This is a genomic window from Micromonospora sp. U56, assembly GCF_018070095.1.
Classification (GTDB): Bacteria; Actinomycetota; Actinomycetes; order Mycobacteriales; family Micromonosporaceae; genus Micromonospora; species Micromonospora purpureochromogenes.
This window is the reverse complement of the sequence record NZ_JAGPYL010000114.1, coordinates 1-20,087: the sequence shown is the minus strand read 5'-3', so window position 1 is coordinate 20,087 and position 20,087 is coordinate 1. Positions and strand designations below refer to the sequence as shown.

Genomic DNA, 20,087 nt, shown 5'->3' with positions numbered 1-20,087 from the left:
CGGTGCCGCAGCCCGGCCCCGGCGAGGCCGTGCTGTCCACCTGGCACCAGCTGATCGACCTGGGCAGCCTGACCGACGGCGACGAGCACCTCGCCGGCACCGCCCGCCCGCCGGTGGTCCGGCTGGGCAAGGGCACCGCCGAGACGCTCGGCGTCGCCGACGGCGACCCGGTGACGGTGGGCACCGACCGGGGGGCGCTGACCCTGCCGGCGGAGATCACCGAGATGCCGGACGGCGTCGTCTGGCTGCCGACCAACTCACCCGGTTCGACCGTCCGGCGCAGCCTCGGCGCGACGTCCGGCGCGGTCGTACGGATCTCCGTCCCCGCCGCCACCGGCACGGCCATCCCGGCCGGGCGGGTCGCGGCGGACGAGACCGACCGTCCGGGTCCGCTCCTCAACTCCGGGGGTGTCGCATGACCTTCCTCGCGCAGGACCCGACGCTGGCCGACTTCGGCAGGGACCCGTGGTGGCTGGTCCTCGGCAAGATCGTCTTCGCGTTCGCCTTCGGCCTGCTGGCCACGCTGCTCGGCGTCTGGTTCGAGCGGCGGGTCGTCGGCTACATGCAGGTGCGGCCCGGCCCCAACCAGGTCGGTCCGTTCGGCCTGCTGCAGACGCTCGCCGACGGCCTGAAGATGGCCTTCAAGGAGGACATCCTCCCGCGGGCCGCGGACAAGGTCGTCTACTTCTTCGCGCCGACCATCTCGGTGATCTGCGCGGTCACCGCGCTGTCGGTGGTGCCGTTCGGCCCGATGGTGAGCATCTTCGGCCACCAGACGCCGTTGCAGGTCACCGACGTGCCGGTGGCGGTGCTGGTGCTGCTGGCCTGCTCCTCGATGGGCATCTACGGCATCGTGCTCGGCGGCTGGGCCTCCGGCTCCACGTACCCACTGCTGGGCGGCCTGCGCTCCAGCGCCCAGATGATCTCGTACGAGGTCGCGATGGGGCTGAGCATCGTGGCGGTGTTCATGACCGCCGGCACGATGTCGACCAGCGGGATCGTCGCCGCCCAGGCGAACGGCACCCAGCTCAGCATCGGCGGCGTCAACCTCCCGGCTCCCGGCTGGTACGCGATCCTGCTGCTGCCCAGCTTCATCATCTTCTTCATCTCCACCGTCGGTGAGACCAACCGGGCGCCGTTCGACCTGCCTGAGGCGGAGTCCGAGCTGGTCGCGGGCTTCATGACCGAGTACAGCTCGCTGAAGTTCGCGCTCTTCATGCTCTCCGAGTACGTCTCGATGGTGACCATGTCCGCGGTCACCACGACGCTCTTCCTCGGCGGCTGGCGGGCACCCGCACCGATCACCACCTTCTGGGCCGGGGCCAACTCCGGTTGGTGGCCGATGCTCTGGTTCTTCGGCAAGGTGCTGATCCTGGTCTTCGTCTTCGTCTGGCTCCGGGGCACGCTGCCCCGGCTCCGCTACGACCAGTTCATGCGCTTCGGCTGGAAGGTCCTGCTCCCGATCAACCTGGTCTGGATCCTGGTCCTGTCCGGGCTGCGCTCGATCGAGGACTGGCAGTCCCGGGACCGGCTGCTCGCCACCGCCATCGGCGCGGGCGTGCTGCTGCTGGTGACGCTCTTCTGGCCGAGCCGCCGGCCGGAGCGGAAGCCGACCGTGCAGGAACAGGTCAACAGTCGGCCGCACGGCAGCTTCCCGCTGCCCCCGATGGACCTTCAGGTACCACCGAGCCCGCGCACCAAGCGCGTGGTCGCCGAGCGGGAGCCGGCCAACATCGCCGGCTCGGACTCCAGGGAGGTGTGACGTGGGCGCGATCACCGGAACGTTCAAGGGCTTCGGTGTCACCTTCTCGCACATGTTCAGGAAGGTCGTCACCACCGACTACCCGTTCAAGCCGCCGGTGTCGGCGCCGCGCTACCACGGGCGGCACATCCTCAACCGGCACCCGGACGGCCTGGAGAAGTGCATCGGCTGCGAGCTGTGCGCCTGGGCCTGCCCGGCGGACGCGATCTACGTCGAGGGTGGCGACAACACCGACGAGCAGCGCTTCTCGCCGGGTGAGCGGTACGCCAGCGTCTACCAGATCAACTACGCCCGGTGCATCTTCTGCGGGCTCTGCATCGAGGCCTGCCCGACCCGTTCGCTCACCATGAGCAACGAGTACGAGCTGGCCCGGGACAACCGGCAGGATCTGATCTTCACCAAGGAGCAGCTGCTCGCGCCGCTGCTGCCGGGGATGGAGCAGCCGCCGCACCCGATGCGGCTGGGTGACAGCGAGAAGGACTACTACGTCGGCGCGCTGACCAACCCGGGCACCTCGGCCGGTGCCGAGCACGCGGCCAACAGCCCGGGCCGGTACCAGGTCGAGGAGCACCCCGGGGTGACCTTCCCCGGCGCCGAGCAGCACGCCCAGCGGGCCGCCGCCAACGGGTCCGCGGCAGGCAAGGGAGCGGGAGCATGACCACGCAGACGGTGCTCGCCGCGGCGGGCCAGGTGTCCGGCGGCGAGGAGGTCACCTTCTGGATCCTCGCCCCGCTCGCGCTGATCGGCGCGATCGGCATGGTCTGGGCCCGCAACGCCGTGCACTCGGCGCTCTGGCTGGTGCTGACCATGCTCTGCCTGGGCGTGTTCTACGTGCTCCAGGCGGGTCCGTTCCTCGGCATGGTGCAGATCATCGTCTACACCGGCGCGATCATGATGCTCTTCCTCTTCGTGCTGATGCTGGTCGGCCGGGACGCCTCCGACTCGCTGATCGAGACGCTGCGCGGCCAGCGGGTCGCCGCGGTGCTGCTCGGGCTCGGCTTCGCCGGCCTGGTCGGCACCGGCCTCTACCGGGCCCTCGACGGGGTCACCGCGGTCGGCCTGGAGCAGGCCAACGCCGAGGGGAACGTCCAGGGCATCGCCCGGCTGCTCTTCACCAAGTACGTCTTCGCCTTCGAGCTGACCTCCGCGCTGCTGATCACGGCGGCCGTGGGCGCGATGGTGCTGGCGCACATCGAGCGGCGCCGGGAGGACAAGATGGACCAGGTCGCCACCATGCGGTCCCGGTTCCGCCCCGGCAACTACCCCGGCCCGAAGCCCGGGCCCGGCGTCTTCGCCACCTCCTCCTCGGTGGCCACCCCGGCCCGCCTGCCCGACGGCCGGCTGACCGACCGCAGCACCCCGGCGATCCTTCCGCAGCGGGAGCTGACCGCCGAGGAGACCACGCTGAAGGGGACGGACCAGTGAGCGCGAGGAGTGCAGCGAAGCGGAGCCCCGCAGTCGCGAACGAAAGGCAGGCTCGGGCATGACGCCGGACTACTACCTGATCCTCGCCGCCGTGCTCTTCACCATCGGCGCCGTCGGCGTGCTCGTGCGGCGCAACGCGATCGTGCTGTTCATGTGCGTCGAGCTGATGCTCAACGCGGCCAACCTGACGCTGGTCACCTTCAGCCGGATCAACGGTGACCTCAACGGCCAGATCATGGCGTTCTTCGTGATGGTGGTGGCCGCGGCCGAGGTCGTGGTCGGGCTCGCGATCATCATGTCGATCTTCCGGACCCGGCGCTCCGCGAGCGTCGACGACGCCAACCTGCTGAAGTACTGAGGGGCCCTGCGGTGGATGAGATTCTGACGTACGCCCAGGCAGAGCCAACCGGCGCCGTCACCTACGCTCCGGCTGGTGGCCTGCTGAGCAGCGTCTGGCTGCTGGTGGCGATCCCGCTGGTCAGCGCGGCGATCCTGCTGCTGCTGGGCCGGCGGGCCGACCGCTGGGGGCACTGGCTCGGCGTGGCCGCCATCGGCGCCGCGTTCGTGCTCGGCCTCAGCTACTTCTTCCAGCTCCGCGGCCTGGACAACAAGTCCGTCGAGCTGAGCCTGTGGGACTTCATCACGGTCGGCAACCTGAAGGTGGACTTCGGTCTGCTCTTCGACCCGCTGGCCGCGGTCTTCGTCCTGCTGATCACCGGGGTGGGTTTCCTGATCCACCTCTACGCGGTCGAGTACATGGCGCACGACGAGGGCCGGCGACGGTTCTTCGGGTACTTCAACCTCTTCGTCGCCGCGATGCTGCTGCTGGTGCTCGGCAACAACTACGTGATGCTCTACTTCGGCTGGGAGGGCGTCGGCCTGGCGTCGTACCTGCTGATCTCCTTCTGGTACGGGCGGCCGAGCGCGGCCACCGCCGGCAAGAAGGCGTTCCTGATGAACCGGGTCGGCGACGCCGGCCTGGCGATCGGCATCTTCATCATGTTCGCCACCCTCGGCACCACCCAGTACGACGAGGTCTTCACCGGCGTCGGCGCGCTCCAGGCCGGCACCGTGCTGGCGCTGGGCCTGCTGCTGCTGCTCGGCGCGGCCGGCAAGTCCGGTCAGTTCCCGCTCCAGGCCTGGCTGCCGGACGCGATGGAGGGCCCGACCCCGGTGTCGGCGCTGATCCACGCCGCCACCATGGTCACCGCGGGCGTCTACCTGATCGCCCGCTCCAACCCGATCTTCTCGGCCAATGCCACGCTCCAGTTGGTCGTGGTCAGCGTCGGCGCGCTCACCCTGCTGATGGGTTGCGTCATCGGCGCCGCCAAGGACGACATCAAGCGGGTGCTGGCCTGGTCGACGGTGAGCCAGATCGGCTACATGTTCCTCGGCGTCGGCCTCGGTGGCGGCGCCTACGCGCTGGCCATCATCCACCTGCTGGCGCACGGCTTCTTCAAGGCCAACATGTTCCTCGGCGCCGGTTCGGTCATGCACGGCATGAAGGACCAGGTGGACATCCGCCGCTTCGGCGGGCTGTCGAAGCACATGAAGATCACCTGGATCACCTTCGCCATGGGCTGGCTGGCGATCATCGGCATTCCGCCGCTCTCCGGCTACTTCTCCAAGGAGCCGATCATCGCGGCGGCGTTCGACCGGGAGGGCTGGACGGCCTGGCTCTTCGGCGGCGCCGCGCTGCTCGGTGCCGGGCTGACCGCCTTCTACATGACGCGGCTCTTCGTGCTCACCTTCCACGGGCCGAAGCGGTGGACCGAGGACATCGAGCACCCGCACGAGTCGCCGAAGCTGATGACCATCCCGCTGATCCTGCTGGCCATCGGGTCGGTGCTGGCCGGTGGCCTGATGGCCTGGAACGACGGGCTCGCCTCCTGGCTGACCCCGGTGCTGGGCGAGGAGGCCGGCGGTGAGGCGCACGGAGTGCTCTCCCACACCGTGATCACCGTCCTGTCGATCCTGGTCACGGTCCTCGGCGCCGGCCTGGCCTGGATGCTGTTCCGCAACGGCACGGCCACCGCGCCGCAGCCGGCCGGCGTGCTGGTCACCGCGGCCCGGCGCAACCTCTACACCGACGCCTTCAACGAGGCCGTCTTCGAGAAGCCGGGCATCTTCCTCACCCGGGCGCTGGTCTTCCTCGACAACCGGGGCGTCGACGGGCTGGTCAACGGCCTCGCCGCAGCGGTCGGCGGTGGCTCGGGCCGGCTCCGGCGGCTGCAGACCGGCTTCGTCCGGTCGTACGCGACGTCCATCCTCACCGGCGCGCTGCTCGTGATGGCGGCGTTCCTGGCCGTGCAGGCGGGGTGGCTGGCGTGATCGACCTCTTCCCGGCCGCCCCCGCCGGCGGACCACGCAGTGACGACGGAGGTAAGGCCGAATAATGTCCAACTTCCCGTTCCTCTCGGTGCTGACCGTGGCACCGCTGGTCGGCGCCCTGGTGGTGGCCTTCCTGCCGCGCCGCCGGCCGGAGCTGGCCAAGCAGGTGGCGTTCGGCTGGTCGCTGCTGGTGCTGGTGCTCTCCGTGGTCATGTGGGTCTCGTTCCAGGCCGACGGCGACCGGCTCCAGTTCCGTGAGTCGTACGCCTGGATCCCGACCTGGGGCGTCAACTTCACCTTCGCCGCCGACGGCATCGCGCTGGTCATGCTGATGCTGATCGCGGTGCTGGTGCCGCTGGTGATCCTGGCGTCCTGGCACGACGCCGAGTCGTCGAAGCGGTCGGTGCCGGTCTACTTCGCCCTGCTGCTGATCCTCGAGTGCACGATGATCGGCGTCTTCGCCGCCGCCGACGTCTTCCTGTTCTACGTGTTCTTCGAGGTCATGCTGGTGCCGATGTACTTCCTGATCGGCAGCTACGGCGGCCACCAGCGGCAGTACGCGGCGGTGAAGTTCTTCCTCTACTCGCTCGTCGGCGGGCTGTTCATGCTCGCCGCGGTGATCGGCCTCTGGGTGGTCGGCGGGAAGACCTTCGACTGGCAGGCACTGACCCAGGTGGACATCTCCACCGGCACCGAGCGCTGGCTCTTCCTCGGCTTCTTCCTCGCCTTCGCGATCAAGGCGCCGTTCTTCCCGTTCCACACCTGGCTGCCGGACGCCGGTGGCGCCGCCCCGGCCGGGGCCGCGGCCCTGCTGGTCGGCGTGCTCGACAAGGTCGGCACCTTCGGCATCCTGCGCTACTGCCTGCCGCTGTTCCCCGAGGCGTCGAAGTGGTTCGCCCCGTGGGCGCTGGCGCTGGGCCTGATCGGCATCATCTACGCGGCGCTGCTCGCGGTCGGCCAGTCCGACCTGAAGCGGCTGGTGTCGTACACGTCGATCGCGCACTTCGGCTTCATCGGCGTCGGCATCTTCGCCTTCACCACCCAGGCCGGCACCGGCGCGGTGCTCTACATGCTCAACCACGGTCTCGCCACCGGCCTGCTCTTCCTGGTGGTGGGCATGCTGATCGCCCGCCGCGGCTCGGCCCTGATCAAGGACTTCGGCGGGGCGGGCAAGCTGGTGCCGCTGCTGGCCGGGGTGCTCTTCTTCGCCGGTCTGGCCTCCCTGGCCCTGCCCGGCACCGCGCCGTTCGTCTCCGAGTTCCTGGTGCTGATCGGCACCTTCACGGTGAACAAGCCGGTCGCGGTGATCGCCACGCTCGGCATCATCCTGGCCGCCGCGTACGTGCTCTGGATGGTGCAGCGCACCACGCAGGGCATGCTCAACCCGGAGCTGGCCGAGGTCGAGGCCATGCGCCGTGACCTCAGCCTGCGCGAGAAGGTCGTGGTCGCACCGTTGATCGCCCTGATCGTGCTGCTCGGCTTCTACCCCAAGCCGGTCACCGACGTCATCAACCCCGCCGTCCAGGCGACCATGAACGACGTCGGCCGGACCGATCCCGCCCCGACGGTCGGCAGCGTCCAGGAGGCCGCAAAATGACCGAGCTGAAGTTGCCGTCGATCGACTACGCGGCGCTCGCTCCGATCCTGATCATGCTGGGCGTCGCCCTGCTCGGCGTGCTGGTGGAGGCCTTCGTGCCGCGCCGCCGGCGGCACGTCGTGCAGCTCTCGCTCGCCCTGCTGGCGGTGCTCGCCGCGCTGGTGATGACGGTGCTCAACGCCGACGACCGGCTGCTCACCGCCGGTGGGGCGATCGCGGTGGACGGCCCCACGCTCTTCCTCCAGGGCGCCATCCTGGTGCTCGCCGCGATGGCCCTGCTGCTGATCGGTGACCGCACGGTGGAGCGGGGCGGGGCGTTCGTCGCCCAGGCCGCGGTCACCGCCGAGTCGGCCGACGACCGGCGGCAGGCCGAGGGGAGCAACGGCGCCACCGAGGTCTACCCGCTGACCACCTTCGCGATCGGCGGCATGCTGATCTTCGTGGCGGCGAACGACCTGCTGACCATGTTCATCGCGCTGGAGGTCTTCTCGCTCCCGCTCTACCTGCTCTGCGCGCTGGCCCGTCGCCGGCGGCTGCTGAGCCAGGAGGCGGCGATGAAGTACTTCCTGCTCGGGGCGTACGCGTCGGCGTTCTTCCTGTTCGGCGTGGCGCTGATCTACGGCTTCACCGCTGGCATCCCGGGCCGGTCGGCCGGCGTCGACTTCGCCACCGTGCACGCCGCGGTGAAGGAGTCGCCCGCCAGCGAGGTGCTGCTCTTCGCCGGGATGGCGCTGCTCGCCATCGGTCTGCTCTTCAAGGCCGCCGCCGCGCCGTTCCACGTCTGGACCCCGGACGTCTACCAGGGCGCCCCGACGCCGGTCACCGGCTTCATGGCGGCCTGCACCAAGGTGGCCGCCTTCGGTGCCCTGCTGCGGGTGTTCCACGTGGCGTTCGCCGACGCGGCCTGGGACTTCACCCCGGTCCTCGGGGCGGTCGCGGTGCTCACCATGCTGGTCGGCGCGGTGCTGGCGGTCACCCAGACCGACATCAAGCGGCTGCTGGCGTACTCCTCGATCGCCAACGCCGGCTACCTGCTGGTCGGCGTGCTCGCGCCGACCGGCGAGGGCGTCTCCGGCACGATGTTCTACCTGGCCGCGTACGGCTTCTCGGTGCTCGCCGCGTTCGCCGTGGTGACCCTGGTCCGGGACGCGGACGGCGAGGCCACCCACCTGTCCCGCTGGGCCGGGCTGGGCCGCCGGTCGCCGTTCTACGCCGGGATCTTCACCTTCATCCTGCTGGCCTTCGCCGGTATCCCGCTGACCAGCGGCTTCACCAGCAAGTTCGCGGTCTTCGGCCCGGCGCTGGAGAGCGGTCACGCCTGGCTCGTGGTGGCCGGCGTGCTGACCAGCATGGTGTTGGCCTTCCCGTACCTGCGGGTCGTGGTGATGATGTGGCTCTCCGAGCCGGGCGAGAGCACCCCGACCGTCGCCGTGCCGGGCGGGTTGACCGCGACCGCGCTCATGATCGGCGTGGTGGCCACCCTGGTCCTGGGCGTGGCCCCGGCTCCGCTGCTCGACCTGGCCACGGACGCCGCAGCGTTCGTGCGGTGAGACGGCTGCCCGAGGGCGCGGGGCCGGTGCGCGAAGGCGCGCCGGCCCCGCGCCTGTATCCCCGCTCCGGACCAGGTCGAACGGGTGTGGCATGGTTGAAGGCGTGGTGATTCCGGCTGGCGAGCGTTCAGGCGTCGTCGGCTCCGGCGGTCGTCGGAGCCGGGCGGGCACGAGTCAGGTCGGCGCGCTCGGGGTGCATCTCACCGATCCGCGCGTCGAGGCCGCCGTGCTGGGCGTGCTCGACGGCGTCGAGGCCGAGCTGCGGGCCAGTGTGGCCAGCGCCGACCCGTTCGTCACCGAGGCCGCCCGGCACCTGGTGGAGGCCGGCGGCAAGCGGTTCCGGCCGCTGTTGGTGGCGCTGGGCGCGCAGTTCGGCGACCCGGCGCACGCGCAGGTCGTCCCGGCCGCCGTGGTGATGGAGCTCACCCACCTGGCGACGCTGTACCACGACGACGTGATGGACGAGGCCGCCGTGCGGCGGGGCGCCCCGAGCGCCAACTCCCGCTGGACCAACTCGGTGGCGATCCTGGTCGGCGACTACCTCTTCGCCCGCGCCGCGGACCTCGCCGCCGACCTGGGCACCGAGGCCGTCCGCCTCCAGGCGCGCACGTTCGCCCGCCTGGTGCACGGCCAGATCGCCGAGACCGTCGGCCCCCGGGCCGGCGAGGACCCGGTGGTGCACTATCTGCACGTGATCGCCGAGAAGACCGGCTCGCTGATCGCCACCTCGGCCCGCTTCGGCGGCATGTTCGGCGGGGCGTCGGCGGAGCACACCGAGGCCCTCGCGGGCTACGGCGAGACCATCGGGGTCGCCTTCCAGCTCTCCGACGACCTGCTCGACATCGCCAGCGAGTCGGTGCAGTCGGGCAAGACGCCCGGCACCGACCTGCGCGAGGGCGTGCCGACGCTGCCGGTGCTCTACGCCCGGGCGGCCGACGACTCCGACGCCGCCTCGGTGCGGCTGCGGGAGATCCTGGCCACCGGCCCGCTGGTCGACGACGCCCTGCACGCCGAGGCGCTCGGCCTGCTCCGCGAGTCCCCGGCGCTCAAGCGGGCCCGGGAGACCGTCCGCAGCTATGCCGAGGACGCCCGCGCCCAGCTCGCCCCGCTCCCGCAGGGCCCCGCCCGTGGCGCCCTCGAATCCCTCTGCGACTACATCGCCGACCGCACCAGCTGACCGCACCCGCCGAACCACCTCGACCTGAGGTCAACCGGTCGCAGGTCAGGGGGTGCGGGTCAGCATGCGGCTGCCGAGCAGCATGAACGCGGCGGCGGCCAGCATCGCGACGGCCGCGGTGAGCCACATCGCCGGATAGCCGGCCGCGCTGGCGGTGGCGCCCAGGGCGAGCGGGCCGAGACAGCCGCCGGCGTACACCCCGGTCTGGGTGATCGAGGTGGCGGCGGCCGGGGCCTGCGGGTGCAGCCTGACCACCGCGAAGTTCATCAGCCCCGGCCACGCCCAGCCCAGGCCGAAGCCGAGCACCACGCCGACCACCAGCGGCACCGCGCCGGCCAGGGCGAGCAGTCCCAGCCCGGCCGCGCCCACCACCAGCATCCCGGCGATCACCGCCACGTGCCCGTCGGCCCGGCGGTCGGCGAGCCAGCCGGCTCCGATCCGGGCGGTGACGCAGACCGCGCTGCCCAGGGTGAGGGTCAGTCCGGCCAGTCCCGGCGCGAGGCCGCGCGCCACCGACGAGTCCACCACGAAGGTGCCCAGCGCGTTGGCGGCCGCCGCGGCGAGGGTCGCCGCCACGCCGACCACCACCAGGGCCGCGGTGGCCTGCCCGCCGCGCGCCCCGGCGGCCTTGTTCGCCGGTCCGGGCTGCCCCGGGGGTACGGCGGGCAGGGCGGCCAGTGCGGCGCCGGCGGCAGCCACGAACGCCCAGCGCCAGCCGGCGGTGAGCGCGATGGTGGGCACCGCCGCACCGGCCAGCAGGGTGGAGACCGGAATGGCCGCCTGCTTCACCCCGAAGGACAGGCCCTGCCGCCGGGCCGGCACGTGCCGGGCCAGCGCCGCGTTGCTGGCGAGCTGCCCGAGCGCGTTCGCCGCGGCGCTCAGCCCGAGCAGGGCCACCAGCACCGGGTACGACCGGGCCAGCACCGCGATGGCGAACAGGCAGCCGGCGGCCAGCAGGATGCCGGCCCGGGCCACCACCGCCGGGCCGTACCGCTCGACCAGGCGGCCGGACGGCACCGAGGCCAGCGCGCTGATGCCGAAGTAGACCGAGACGGCCAGACCCAGACCGGCGGGGGAGAAGCCGAGATCGTCACCCATCTGCACCGCCAGGCCGCCGACGAGGAACACCGGCAGGACCGAGGCGACGGTGGTGGCGACGGCGCCGGCGCCGGCCCGCAGCGGGGCTACGGCGGGCGGGCTGGGCGAGGGAGTGAGTGCGGTGTCGGTCATCGTCTGGTCAACCTACGTGAGCCCAGCTCACGGCCGCCCGGCGTGTCGCAGCGATACACGCCACTCGCGGTCTCATCTGGAATCCTCGACCCGAACGGGCGTTCCGTCCCTGGGCGGTTTTTCATATGGTGTAACTCCCCGGCTGCGGAGGTGGTTGTGCGCGACCCCCTGGCGGAGCCTTCGGATCTCATCCGGAGCGTCTCCCGCGCGCTACGCGTGCTCGAGTCGGTCGGTCGTGCCCCCAAGGGGTTGACCGTCAAACAGATCGCCCGGCGGTGCGAGCTGACCGTCGCGACGACCTACCACCTGGTCCGCACCCTCGCCTACGAGGGCTACGTGATCCGGCGGGAGGACGGCACCTACATCGTGGGGCTGGAGGTCGCCGACCGGTACCGGGAGCTGGTGACCGCGTTCCGGGGGCCGCCGGCGGTCGGGGAGACGCTGCGCCGGGCCGCCGCCGACACCGGCTGGAGCCACTACCTGGGCCGCTTCGTGGGCGGGCAGGTGGCGGTCACGGCGGTCGCCGAGGGGCCGCGCTCGCCGTACCTGGAGGACCTGGTCCCCGGCTTCGACGAGGGAGCGCACGCCACCGCGCTCGGCAAGTGCCTGCTGGCCACCCTCACCGCCGAGCAGCGCTTCCGCTACCTGCGCGAGTACGGCATGCGCCCGTTCACCACGGCCACCCTGACCAGCGTCGAGGCGTTCGAGGCGGATCTGGCCGCCGGGGACCGGCGCGGCATGCAGCTGGAGCTGGGGCAGTTCCGGCAGGGGGTGGCCTGCGCGGCGGTGCTGGTCACCCCGGACAAGGACATGGAACGCCGGGTCGCGCTGGCCTGCGCCCTGCCGGCCAGCGAGATGATGACCTCGGCCCGGGTGGTCCGGGCCAAGTTGCTCACCGTCGCCCGCGCCGTCGCCGACGGCATCGCCGCCGACGTCTGACCCACCGGGGCCGCTCGCCCCCGCCCGGACGTCGGAAGGGCCCCGTCCCTGGCGGGGAGCGGGGCCCTTCGACCGGTGGCCCGGCGCCGGGCCAGCGAGGGGAACGTCAGCTGCCGATCGGGCCGCCGTCCAGCCGCCAGGTGACGACCACGCCCGGCTTGGCGTAGTCGCCGTCCGGCCAGGTGGACGCCGGCTTCTCCACGGAGGCGCCGGTGATCTCACCGGGGTGCTGCACGGCCACGAAGACCGAGCGGTTGTCGCCGGTGATGAACGGCCCACAGGTCTCCGCGCCGACCGGCACGGTCAGGAACTGCTTGAGGTGCCCCCGCTCCGGACCCTCGACCGCGGTGGCGAAGAGACCGTCGTTGCTGCCCAGCGCGTTGCCGTCGGTGGAGATCCAGAGGTTGCCGGCGGCGTCGAAGGCGACGTTGTCCGGGCAGGAGATCGGCGAGACCCTGGTCTTGTCGTACCCGGCGAAGTAGGTCGACGGGTCGGTCGGATCGCCGGCGACGATCGGCAGCGACCAGACGAAGCTCTCCGCCGTGTTGTCGCCCCGGTCCTCGACCAGCTCCAGGATCTGGCCGTGCTTGTTGAGGTTGCGCGGGTTGGCCTCGTCGGCCGGCGCCTTGCCGGGCTTGCCCCGGTCGGTGTTGTTGGTCAGCGCCACGTACACCTTGCCGGTGAGCAGGCTCGGCTCGACGTCCTCCGGCCGGTCCATCTTGGTCGCGCCGACCTTGTCCCCGGCGAGCCGGGTGAAGGTGAGCACGTCGGCGGCGGTCATCCCGTCGACGTACGAGCGGTTGCCGCTGACCAGCTTGATCCACCGGCCCCGGCCGTTGAACGCGCCGTCGGCCGGGAGCGTGCCCGAACCGTCGATCTCGGCGGCGCTGGTCTGCTCGAACTGCGCCACGTAGAGCGTGCCGGACTCCAGCAGGGTCAGGTTGTGCCTGCGGGCCACCCACGAGTCGCCCGGCAGGAACTTCTTGTCCGAGACGAACTTGTAGAGGTAGTCGAAGCGCTCGTCGTCGCCCATGTACGCGACCACGTGCCCGCTCTTCGCCACGATGACGTTGGCGCCCTCGTGCTTGAACCGGCCCAGCGCGGTGTGCTTGCGCGGGCGGCTCTCCGGGTCGAACGGGTCGATCTCCACGATCCACCCGAAGCGGTGCGCCTCGTTCGGGTGCTTCGCCAGGTCGAAGCGCTCGTCGGCCCGCTCCCACTTCCGGCTGCCGCTGGGGTAGCGGGCGGTGGTGGTGATGCCGTAGCGGGCCAGCCTCGGCTTCAGCTCCTCCGGGGCGGCGTCCGCCCCGACGAAGTACTGGTTGAAGTTCTCCTCGCCGGAGAGCACCGTGCCCCACGGGGTGACCCCGCCGGCGCAGTTGTTCAGCGTGCCGACGACCGTACGACCCTTCGGGTCGGCGGCGGTGCGCAGCCAGGCCGAGCCGGCGGCCGGGCCGGTCAGCTCGAACCTCGTGCCCAGCGCGGTGACCCGCCGGTTGTACGGCCGGCGGCCGCCCGCGACCGGGCGCCACCGCCCGGTGCCGTCGACCCGCTCCAGCTCCACCACGGACATGCCGTGCGCGGCCATCGCGGTGCGCAGCTGCTCCACGGTCAGCGCGTCCAGGCCGGTGAAGCCGGGGAACATCAGGTCCTCGTTGGTGTACTCGTGGTTGACCACGAGCAGCGCCCGCCGGCCCCGCCGGTCCAGCGGCAGCACCCCGACGAAGTCGTTGTTGTAGCCGAACTGCTTCGACTGCGCCGCGGCGTTCTGCCCGTGCAGGTCGAAGTCGGGGGCGCCGGGGACCACCGGGTCGCCCCAGCGGATGACCACCGCGTGGTCGTACCCGTTGGGGACGACCAGGGTGTCGAGCTGGTTCGGCGGGATCGGCGTGAAGGTCAGCGCGCCGGTGGACGGCTGCGGGCGGCCGAGGTCGGTCGCCTCGGGCACGACCGGTGTGCCGGGGGCGGCGGCGGCCGGGGCGGCCCCGGCGAGCGCGCCGGCGGCCGCGCCGCCGAAGCCGAGCACCAGCGCGCCGACCGCGCCGGCCCGGACCACGCCGCGCCGGGACACCTCGGCCTCCACCAGGTCCCCGAAGTACGCGTTGTCGGAAGAATTGGGCACCGGGTGGTCGCAGGCGTTGCCGCATCGGTACAGACAGGTCATCGCATCGCGGCTGCCGTGGCGGGTGGCACCCAGCAACGGGAGCAGCCGGGGACGGTCGCTCATTTCAGGAGCCTCCTGGAAGCAGGGTCGGTGGCACGCCGGATCACCCGATCGACGTGCGTACCGGCCGGAGGCTGCCAGGGCGCGGTGAGCGGTCGCCGGACTCGGCGTGAACCGGATGTGAACAGCGGTCGCAGGTGAACCGATCGGCGTCACGGCGCGTATCCACGGGCGAACGCATTCGCCGCACTCGCCGCGGAGAGCGAGGGGATCACCATCAGCGACCACGACGCCCAACTGCTGCGCGCGCTGCACGACGAGCACGCGGAGGCGCTGTACGCGCACGCGCTCCGACTGGTCAACGGCGACCGTACCCGGGCCGAGGACCTGGTGCAGGAGACCCTGCTGCGGGCCTGGCGCCACCCCGAGTCGCTCGACCCGCGGCGCGGCTCCGTCCGGGCCTGGCTCTTCACCACGGCGCGGAACCTGGCGATCGACGCCTGGCGGCGCCGGTCCACCCGGGTCGGTGAGGTGTTCACCGACGACCTGCCCGAGCCGCCGGAGGCGGTCGACGAAGCGGAGCGCGCGGTGGAGGCGTGGACCGTCGCCGAGGCCCTGAACCGGCTCAGCCCCACCCACCGGGAGGTGCTGGTCGAGTGCTTCTACCAGGGCCGTTCGGTGGCCGAGGCCGCCGCCCGGCTGGGAGTGCCACCGGGGACGGTCAAGTCCCGCACGCACTACGCGCTGCGCTCACTACGGTTGGTCCTGGCCGAGATGGGGGTGACCGGATGACCCGCTGCGAGTTCGCGCACGACGACGGCGCGTACGTGCTGGGCGCCCTCGCTCCCGCCGACCGCGCCGCCTACGAGCGGCACCTGGCCGATTGTGCGGCGTGCCGGGAGGCGGTCGCCGAAATCGCCGTACTGCCCGGGCTGCTCGGCCGGCTCGACCCGGCCGCGCTGGACGAGTTCCTGCCCCCGCCGCAGGAGCCGAACCGGGTGCCCGCGCTGCTCGCCGCCGCCCGGGACCGCCGGCGCCGGGAGCGGTCCGGCGCGCGCCGACGGTACGCGCTGACCGGCCTGGCCGCCGCCGCGCTCGCCCTGGTCGTGGGCGTCGGGGGCGCGGCCGTGCTGCGTCCTCCCACGCCGCCCGGGCCGACCGTCCAGGCGGTGCGGATGGTTGCCATGCAGCCGGTGGCGGCGAAGGCCCCGGTGCACGCCGAGATCGGGTTGACCGGCACCGACTGGGGTACCGAGGTCACCATGCGCTGCGGGTACGACGCGACCGCCGGCTACGGCAAGGCGTACACGTTCCGGCTGGTGGCGCACGGCCCGGACGGCGCCACGGAGCAGATCGGCTCCTGGTTGGCCGCGCCCGGCGACGAGGTGCGCCTCAGCGGCGCGACCCGCTTCACCGACGCGGAGCTGGTCCGGCTGGAGCTGGTCCGCGCCGACGGCACCGCCGTGCTGGGCTACGACGTGCGCTGAGTTCCGCCTCACCGCGGGGCGGCGGTGACCGGGACCGGGGTGCGGGCGGCGGCCCGGGTGCGGCGGGTGTGCCGGACCGCGTCGACGGTGAAGACGATCAGCGCCACCCAGACCAGCGCGAAGCCGGCCAGCCGGGCCGGCGGCATCGGCTCGTGGAAGATCAGCACCCCGCAGCCGAGCTGGAGGATCGGCGCGAGGTACTGCAACATGCCCAGGCCGGACAGCGGAAGCCGGTTGGCCGCGCCGGCGAAGAGCAGCAGCGGGACGGCGGTGGCCGCGCCGGCGAGCACCAGCAGCAGGGTGTGCCCGAGCGAGACGTGCCCGAAGGTCGACTCGCCGCGCCGCGCGAGCCACCCCAGGTACGCCAGGGCGGGCAGCGCCAGCACCGCGGACTCGACGAAGAGCCCTTCCGCGGCGGGCAGCCCGAGCCGCTTCTTGACCAGGCCGTACCCGGCGAAGCTGAACGCCAGCGTCAACGCCAGGTACGGCAGCCGGCCGTAGTCGACGGTGAGCACGACCACGGCCGCCGCGCCGACGCCGAGCGCCGCCCACTGCGCCGGGCGCAGTCGCTCGCGCAGCACGAATACGCCGATCAGCACCACGACGAGCGGGTTGATGAAATACCCCAGCGCCGTCTCCACCACCCGGTCGGAGTTGACCCCGTAGATGTAGGTGCCCCAGTTCACCGCGATCAGCGCGGCCGCGACGACGATGGCGGCCAGCGTCCGGGGGCGGCGGGCCAGCGCGCGCAGGAAGCCGATGTTGCGCATCGCGGCCAGCAGCAGCGCGACGAAGACCACCGACCAGACGATCCGGTGGGCCAGGATCTCCACCGGTCCGGCCGGTCGCAGCAGCTTCAGGTAGATCGGGAAGAAGCCCCAGAGCAGGTACGCGCCGAAGCCGTACAGGTAGCCGAGGCGGATTGGATTCACCCCTCCACCGTAAGGGGCGCGGCGGGTCGGTGTTCCTTTCCGGTGACCGGCTTCACCGGACGGTGGTCCCACTCCATCCAGCGGCCCGGCTCGACCGGTGCGAAGCCGACCTTCGCGTACACCCCGTGCGCGTCGAGGGTGGCCAGCAGGATCCGGCGCACCCCCAGCCCGGCCAGGTGGTCCCGGACGGCGGTGGCCAGCCAGGTGCCCAGCCCGCGACCGCGCTCCGACGGCGCGACGTAGACGTCGCAGAGCCAGGCGAAGGTGGCCCGGTCCGTGATCACCCGGGCCACCGCCACCTGCTCACCCCCGGCGTAGACGCCGTACGGGATCGAGCCGGCGAAGGAGGCCGCCACCGTCTCCCGGCTCCGGCCGAGCGCCCAGTACGCGTCGGTGGAGAGCCAGCGGTGCACCCGGTCGAGGTCGATCCGGTCGGGATCGGTGCTGAGCAGGTAGCCGTCGTCGCGGGTCAGGGTGAACACCCCGGCCACGCTAGCCGGGACGCCCCCGGCCCGCGCGAGCCAATTCCCGGCCACTGGCCGCCGTTCCCGCCCGGGCGTCGCGCCTGCGCGTCCCGCCCGGGCGTCGCCGGGTCAGTCGCGGTCGAGGATGGCGCCGAGGATCCAGGTCACGATGCTGACGAAGAGCGCGCCGAGCACCGCCTCGGGCCAGAAGCTGTCGACGTGGAACGGCAGCCCGGCCTCGCCGGCGATCCAGCTCGTCAACAGGAAGAGCAGGCCGTTGACCACCAGCGCGATCAGGCCGAGGGTCAGCAGGTAGAAGCCGCAGCCGACGGACTTGATGACCGGCTGGAGCACCGCGTTGACCACGCCGAAGATCACCGCCACCAGCAGCAGCGTGGTGACCGTCTCGACGGCCGAGTCGGAGTCCAGGGTGATGCCCGGGATGAGCAGCGTCGCCAGCCAGAAGGCGGCCGCGGTGGAGCCCAGCCGGATGAGGAGGCCCTTCAGAAAAGTCATGGCGGGGATCGTGCCACGCACGGCCCACTCGGGGAACCGTTACCTTTCAGTGAGTAGACGTGACTCACGATTGGCAGCCGTCCGTTGCCGGGCGGCGTTGACCGGGTGAACCGGTCTTGACGCTTCACGGCCCGCTGCCCCGCCTGCGGGTGCAGGTCTTACGGGTCTTACGTGGGCTCCACGTCCTGTTTTTGCGTCGCCCGGCAACTCCAGGTCGACGTGCCGAACTAGGCCGGCAAGATTACGTGCGGCGTTGATGTCCCGGTCCAGGGACAGTCCGCAGGTGGCGCAGTTGAAGGTGCGTTCGGCCAGCGACAGCTTGGGTTTCACTGTCTGGCAGCCGGAACAGGTTTTGGAGCTGGGGTACCACCGCTCGGCGACGTACAACACGCTGCCGTACCAACCGGTCTTGCAGCCAAGGTGCCGGCGCAGGGTCGCCGGGGCGGCGTCGATCAGAGCCCTAGCCAACCTAGGGTTGCGGACCATTCCTGCCACGTGCAGGTCCTCGACCACGACCGTGGTGAACTGTTGCGCCAGCCGGGTGGTGAGTTGGTGCCACGAGTCGGCGCGAACAGCGGCGACGGTGGCGTGCAGCCGGGCCACGGTGTCCTGTGCCCGCTGCCACCGATTGGACGCGGTCCGCTTACGCCGGCGGGCCTGGTCGTACGGGCCGATTCGGCGGGCGGCCCGGCGTTGGGCCTTGCCGAGTTTCTTCAACGCCGTCTTGAACGGTGCCGGGTTGGGCACCAGCTCGCCGGTGGACAGCACCGCCAGGTGCTTGATGCCGGCGTCCACGCCGACGATCCGACCAGCTTTCGGCGTGTGCGCCGGACGGCCCACGGCCCGTTTGACCGTGACCTGGAACGAGCAGAACCACCTGCCGGCGGTCTCGGTGACGGTTGCGGACAGGATCGTCGCGGTGCCAGCCTTCACCCGCCGGGCCAGCTTACGGGTGGACTCGTGGGTGCGGATACGGCCCAGCCGTGGCAACACCACGTGCCGATAGCCGGGGTCGACCCGGATCGCGCCGGTGGTAAACCGGGCCGACCTGCGGCCGTGCTTCCTCTTGGTCCGGGGCCAGCCCATCCGGCGGCCCTTGCGGGCACCGGTACGTGAGGCGTGCCAGTTGCCCAGCGCCGCCGACAGGTTGGCCAGGCCGGTGTTGAACGCCTCTTTGGAGCAGTGCGCCCACCACGGCGCCACCCACGTCTTGATTTCGTTCCACGTGCGGCGCAGGTCCGGTAGCGACCAGCCCTGCCACGGGGTCAGGTCCGCCTCGGCCACCCCGTAGCTGGCCTCGGCGGCGCGTTGGGCCTTAACCGCGCTGACCCGCCGCGGCATGTGGTTGTAGACGAAGCGTGCCGCGCCGGTATTGCGGCGCAGACCGGCGACCTGCGCGTCGCTCGGGTCGAGGGCGAACATGTACGCCTGAACGGTCCAGCCGGCGGGCGGCGCGTACCGTCTCACGGGAGGTCCCCGGCGGTCGCGGCGGCCACGGCGCGGCTGGCCCGTTTCGCTGCAGCGCGGCGGCCGTGCAGCCCGGCACACAAGCTGGTCAGGATCTCCGTCACGTCCCGCACCAGGCCGCCGTCCACATAAGACCGATACTACGACTCACAGGTTCGTACGTCTGCTCACAGACGGGTGAACTGCTAACTACCCCGGCTTCAGCGGCGGGCCGGCCGGCCGATCAGCTGCGACTCGATCGGGGTGGGCGAGAGCAGCGCCCAGCGCAGCGCTCGGCGATTGACCACCGCCACCATGTCGTCCCGGATCCGGGTCAGCCACTCCGCCGACCCGCCGAGCCCGAGCGCCGCGCCGGCCAGCACCGACTCCCGCTGGTCCAGCGGTTGCAGCACCGCCAGGTCGGCCCGGCCCAGGGTGTCCGCGTCGGCCGCGGTCAGCTCGTCCCGGACCACCAGGGTCGCCTGCCAGGCCGGGCCCGGCCCGGCATCGTCGGCCGCCGCGCCCGCGTCGACCACCAGCAGCAGGGGACACAGCGGCGAACCGGGCGCTCCGCCCAGCGGGCGGCCCGGCGGGAGGACCGCGATGCCGCCCCCGGTGCCGCCGACGCCCCGCACGAACGGTTCCCAGGCCCTCGGCCGGCCGGTGCGCACCGCCACCCGGGCGCCGAGCGCCATCGCCCGCAGCACCAGCAACTGCGCCGCGCGGAGCCCGCCGACGAGCACCAGCCGGGTGCCCTCGGCGCGGAACAGTCGGACGGTCACCGCGCCGCCGTGCCGGTTGGCGCCGACCATCAGCCCGGCGTCGCCGAGGGACAGCTCCAGCGGCTCCGGGTCCGGGCCGGGCGCCACCGGGCCGGCGGCCACCGCCAGCGGCAGCGTGGCGGCCAGGGCGGCGAGCTGCGCACCGTCGAGCCGGCGAACCTCGCCGCCGGCGTCGGCGACGAGCCGGTGCAGCGCCTGGCCGGCCAGGGCCAGCTCTTCGCGCGTCCGGGCGCTGCGGGTGGACGGCTGGTCGGACGAGGAGCTGCGCCCGCTCCTGCCCCGGCA

At 72.1% G+C, this 20,087-nt stretch carries 18 protein-coding genes and 2 pseudogenes; 12 read left to right on the top strand and 8 right to left on the bottom strand.

Going from position 1 to position 20,087, the window contains the following annotated elements; all coding sequences use genetic code 11:
- From KBX37_RS27505 to KBX37_RS27465, 9 genes are all read left to right on the top strand, one after another.
- On the top strand, positions 1-419 hold a 419-nt coding region (locus tag KBX37_RS27505; protein ID WP_305798127.1), incomplete at its 5' end, for a molybdopterin dinucleotide binding domain-containing protein.
- Positions 416-1,762: an NADH-quinone oxidoreductase subunit NuoH gene (nuoH, locus tag KBX37_RS27500; protein WP_210778793.1), complete on the top strand. Its 1,347-nt coding sequence runs from the start codon at positions 416-418 to the stop codon at positions 1,760-1,762. The genes KBX37_RS27505 and nuoH, both read left to right, overlap by 4 nt.
- 1 nt (position 1,763) lies before the next feature.
- Positions 1,764-2,420, top strand: coding sequence for an NADH-quinone oxidoreductase subunit NuoI (gene nuoI / locus KBX37_RS27495; RefSeq protein WP_088959271.1), 657 nt, complete (start codon positions 1,764-1,766; stop codon positions 2,418-2,420).
- Positions 2,417-3,187, top strand: coding sequence for an NADH-quinone oxidoreductase subunit J (locus tag KBX37_RS27490; RefSeq protein ID WP_210778792.1), 771 nt, complete (start codon positions 2,417-2,419; stop codon positions 3,185-3,187). Before nuoI ends, KBX37_RS27490 begins: the two co-directional genes overlap by 4 nt.
- 58 nt (positions 3,188-3,245) lie before the next feature.
- Positions 3,246-3,545: an NADH-quinone oxidoreductase subunit NuoK gene (nuoK, locus tag KBX37_RS27485; protein WP_088959269.1), complete on the top strand. Its 300-nt coding sequence runs from the start codon at positions 3,246-3,248 to the stop codon at positions 3,543-3,545.
- Positions 3,546-3,556: 11 nt separating this feature from the next.
- Positions 3,557-5,518 carry an NADH-quinone oxidoreductase subunit L gene (nuoL, locus tag KBX37_RS27480; RefSeq protein WP_210778791.1) on the top strand — a complete coding sequence of 654 codons (1,962 nt, stop codon included), beginning with the start codon at positions 3,557-3,559 and terminating at the stop codon, positions 5,516-5,518.
- 64 nt (positions 5,519-5,582) lie between these two features.
- Positions 5,583-7,115: an NADH-quinone oxidoreductase subunit M gene (locus KBX37_RS27475; protein ID WP_210778790.1), complete on the top strand. Its 1,533-nt coding sequence runs from the start codon at positions 5,583-5,585 to the stop codon at positions 7,113-7,115.
- Positions 7,112-8,665 carry an NADH-quinone oxidoreductase subunit NuoN gene (gene nuoN, locus KBX37_RS27470; RefSeq protein WP_210778789.1) on the top strand — a complete coding sequence of 518 codons (1,554 nt, stop codon included), beginning with the start codon at positions 7,112-7,114 and terminating at the stop codon, positions 8,663-8,665. The genes KBX37_RS27475 and nuoN overlap by 4 nt, the downstream gene beginning before the upstream one ends.
- 91 nt (positions 8,666-8,756) lie before the next feature.
- A complete protein-coding gene (locus KBX37_RS27465) occupies positions 8,757-9,842 on the top strand; it encodes a polyprenyl synthetase family protein (protein WP_210778788.1) in 1,086 nt (361 codons plus the stop codon).
- 45 nt (positions 9,843-9,887) lie between these two features.
- On the opposite strand, the gene KBX37_RS27460 is transcribed toward KBX37_RS27465, so the two are convergent.
- Positions 9,888-11,072, bottom strand: coding sequence for an MFS transporter (locus KBX37_RS27460; RefSeq protein ID WP_210778787.1), 1,185 nt, complete (start codon positions 11,070-11,072; stop codon positions 9,888-9,890).
- 156 nt (positions 11,073-11,228) lie between these two features.
- On the opposite strand from KBX37_RS27460, the gene KBX37_RS27455 reads away from it, so the two are divergent.
- Positions 11,229-12,011 (top strand): IclR family transcriptional regulator, encoded by a 783-nt coding sequence (locus KBX37_RS27455; RefSeq protein ID WP_210778786.1) that lies wholly within the window; start codon positions 11,229-11,231, stop codon positions 12,009-12,011.
- A gap of 106 nt (positions 12,012-12,117) precedes the next feature.
- Here KBX37_RS27455 and KBX37_RS27450 read toward each other — a convergent pair whose 3' ends face one another.
- On the bottom strand, positions 12,118-14,238 hold the full coding sequence (locus KBX37_RS27450) for a PhoX family phosphatase (RefSeq protein WP_210778785.1): 2,121 nt from the start codon (positions 14,236-14,238) through the stop codon (positions 12,118-12,120).
- Positions 14,239-14,472: 234 nt separating this feature from the next.
- Here KBX37_RS27450 and KBX37_RS27445 point away from each other — a divergent pair, with 234 nt between their 5' ends.
- Together KBX37_RS27445 and KBX37_RS27440 are read left to right on the top strand one after the other, a co-directional pair.
- Positions 14,473-14,967 carry a sigma-70 family RNA polymerase sigma factor gene (locus tag KBX37_RS27445; RefSeq protein ID WP_088959261.1) on the top strand — a complete coding sequence of 165 codons (495 nt, stop codon included), beginning with the start codon at positions 14,473-14,475 and terminating at the stop codon, positions 14,965-14,967.
- Entirely contained in the window at positions 14,964-15,662 is a 699-nt protein-coding gene (locus KBX37_RS27440) for an anti-sigma factor (protein WP_210778784.1), read from the top strand. The genes KBX37_RS27445 and KBX37_RS27440 overlap by 4 nt, the downstream gene beginning before the upstream one ends.
- An 8-nt stretch (positions 15,663-15,670) precedes the next feature.
- Here the strand turns inward: KBX37_RS27440 and rarD are convergent, their stop codons facing one another.
- The 6 genes and pseudogenes from rarD to KBX37_RS27415 all read right to left on the bottom strand — a co-directional run.
- Complete coding sequence (gene rarD, locus KBX37_RS27435) at positions 15,671-16,594, bottom strand: EamA family transporter RarD (protein WP_210778783.1); 924 nt, start codon at positions 16,592-16,594, stop codon at positions 15,671-15,673.
- Complete coding sequence (locus KBX37_RS27430; RefSeq protein ID WP_210778782.1) at positions 16,591-17,076, bottom strand: GNAT family N-acetyltransferase; 486 nt, start codon at positions 17,074-17,076, stop codon at positions 16,591-16,593. Before KBX37_RS27430 ends, rarD begins: the two co-directional genes overlap by 4 nt.
- Before the next feature lie 111 nt (positions 17,077-17,187).
- Positions 17,188-17,574, bottom strand: coding sequence for a phage holin family protein (locus KBX37_RS27425; protein ID WP_210778781.1), 387 nt, complete (start codon positions 17,572-17,574; stop codon positions 17,188-17,190).
- 39 nt (positions 17,575-17,613) lie between these two features.
- Complete coding sequence (tnpB, locus tag KBX37_RS27420; RefSeq protein WP_210778780.1) at positions 17,614-19,041, bottom strand: IS607 family element RNA-guided endonuclease TnpB; 1,428 nt, start codon at positions 19,039-19,041, stop codon at positions 17,614-17,616.
- A pseudogene (locus tag KBX37_RS34890) lies at positions 19,038-19,169 on the bottom strand (IS607 family transposase); the annotation flags it as partial. The gene tnpB and the pseudogene KBX37_RS34890, both read right to left, overlap by 4 nt.
- 72 nt (positions 19,170-19,241) lie before the next feature.
- Positions 19,242-20,087: pseudogene (locus KBX37_RS27415) on the bottom strand (type VII secretion protein EccE); the annotation flags it as partial.